Genomic DNA, 1,996 nt, shown 5'->3' on the forward strand with positions numbered 1-1,996 from the left:
CCGGCCGCGACGCGGCGGCGATCGTCGCCGCCGCGGCGGAGGGTGCGCTGGGCGGCCTCGTGGTGGGCGGCGTGGACCCGGCGGACCTGCCGGACCCCGCGCTGGCGCACCGCGCCCTGACGTCCGTCGGCTTCCTCGTGTCGCTGGAGGTCCGCTCCTCCGCCGTCACGCAGCACGCCGATGTCGTCCTGCCCGTCGCGCCGCCGGTCGAGAAGGCCGGCACGTTCCTCAACTGGGAGGGCCGGCCCCGGCCGTTCCCCCAGGCGCTCACCTCGACCGCCATGGCGGACCACCGCGTGCTCGACGCCGTCGCGGACGCCATGGGCGTCCTGCTCGGCCTGCGCAGCGTGAGCCAGGTGCACGCCGAGGTGGCCCAGCTCGGCGGGTGGGACGGCGCGCGCGGCGCGGCCCCGGAGGTCGCCTACGCGGAGCCTCCGCGGCTCGGCGCGGGTGAGGCCGTCCTCGCGTCGTGGCACCTGCTGCTCGACGGCGGCCGCTGCCAGGACGGCGAGCGGTTCCTCGCCGGGACGGCGCAGCGTCCCGTGCTCCGGCTCTCGGCCGGGCACGCCGCGGAGCTCGGCGTCGGCACCGGTGACGCGGTCACGGTCCGCACGGACCGCGGCCAGGTGACGCTGCCGCTGGTGGTCACGCCGATGCCCGACGGCGTCGTGTGGCTGCCGCTGCACTCGACCGGGTCGACCGTCCGCCCGACGCTCGGCGTCGACGCGGGCACGGTCGTCCGGGTCCAGCCGGCGGCCCTCGCGGTCGCGGCGAACGACGGGGAGGGGCAGTGATGGGCGCCGGCGTCCTGGGTTCCGGGGCCATGGGCCCCGTGGTGCTGACCGCGGTCGGGGGCGGCGACGTCGTCCCCGCCGACTTCAGCAACGACACGTGGTGGATCGTCCTGATCAAGGCGGTCGGGATCATCGCGTTCCTGCTCACCAGCGTGCTGGTCGCGATCTGGTTCGAGCGGAAGGTCGTCGCCCGCATGCAGGTGCGGCCCGGCCCGAACGTGCACGGACCGTTCGGCCTGCTGCAGTCGCTCGCCGACGCCATGAAGCTCCTGGTCAAGGAGGACATGAACGTCAAGGCGGCCGACAAGGTCGTCTACATCGTGGCGCCGATGATCTCCGTGTTCGCCTCGCTGCTCATCTTCGCGGTCATCCCGCTGGGCCCCGCCGTGAACATGTTCGGCGTCATCACGCCGCTGCAGCTGACGGACTTCCCCGTCGCCGTGCTCTACATCCTCGCCGCCGCGTCCTTCGGCGTGTACGGGATCGTGCTGGGCGGCTGGTCCTCGGGCTCCACGTACCCGCTGCTCGGCGCCGTGCGCTCGACGGCCCAGGTCATCTCCTACGAGCTGGCGATGGGCCTGTCCCTGGTGAGCGTCTTCCTGCTCGCGGGCTCGATGTCGACCTCGCAGATCGTCCAGTCGCAGACGACGATCTGGTGGTTCCTGCCGCTGCTGCCGGCGTTCGTCATCTACTTCATCTCGATGGTCGGTGAGGTCAACCGCCTGCCCTTCGACCTCCCCGAGGCCGAGGGCGAGCTCGTGTCGGGCTTCATGACCGAGTACTCGTCGATGAAGTTCGCGTGGTTCTTCCTCGCCGAGTACATCAACATGCTCAACGTCTCGGCCATCGCCACCACGCTGTTCTTCGGCGGCTGGCGCGCCCCGTGGCCGCTGTCGGCGATCAACGACGGCATGTTCAACGAGGGCTGGTGGCCGGTCCTGTGGTTCCTGGCCAAGCTCTGGTTCTTCATGTTCCTGTTCGTCTGGATCCGCGGCACGCTCCTGCGGTTCCGCTACGACCAGTTCATGACCTTCGGCTGGAAGGTCCTCATCCCCGTCGCCCTGGCGTGGATCGTGGCCGTCGCGGTGATCCAGGGCGTCAGCCAGTTCATGGACGTGGACCGCACGACGCTGTTCATCGGGATCGGGGTCCTGGCCGTGGTGGTCCTCGGCGTGGTGCTCCTCATCCCGGAGCGCAAGGAA

2 protein-coding genes are annotated in these 1,996 nt (G+C 71.2%); both read left to right on the plus strand.

The features are described from left to right. A partial coding sequence (locus N866_RS15275; RefSeq protein WP_034227934.1) for a molybdopterin dinucleotide binding domain-containing protein occupies window positions 1-794 on the plus strand: 794 nt, incomplete at its 5' end. Between the two features lie 29 nt (window positions 795-823). Next, window positions 824-1,996: NADH-quinone oxidoreductase subunit NuoH (gene nuoH / locus N866_RS15280; protein WP_034227935.1), on the plus strand; the 1,173-nt coding region annotated here is incomplete at its 3' end.

This window comes from Actinotalea ferrariae CF5-4 (assembly GCF_000603945.1).
Classification (GTDB): domain Bacteria; phylum Actinomycetota; class Actinomycetes; order Actinomycetales; family Cellulomonadaceae; genus Actinotalea; species Actinotalea ferrariae.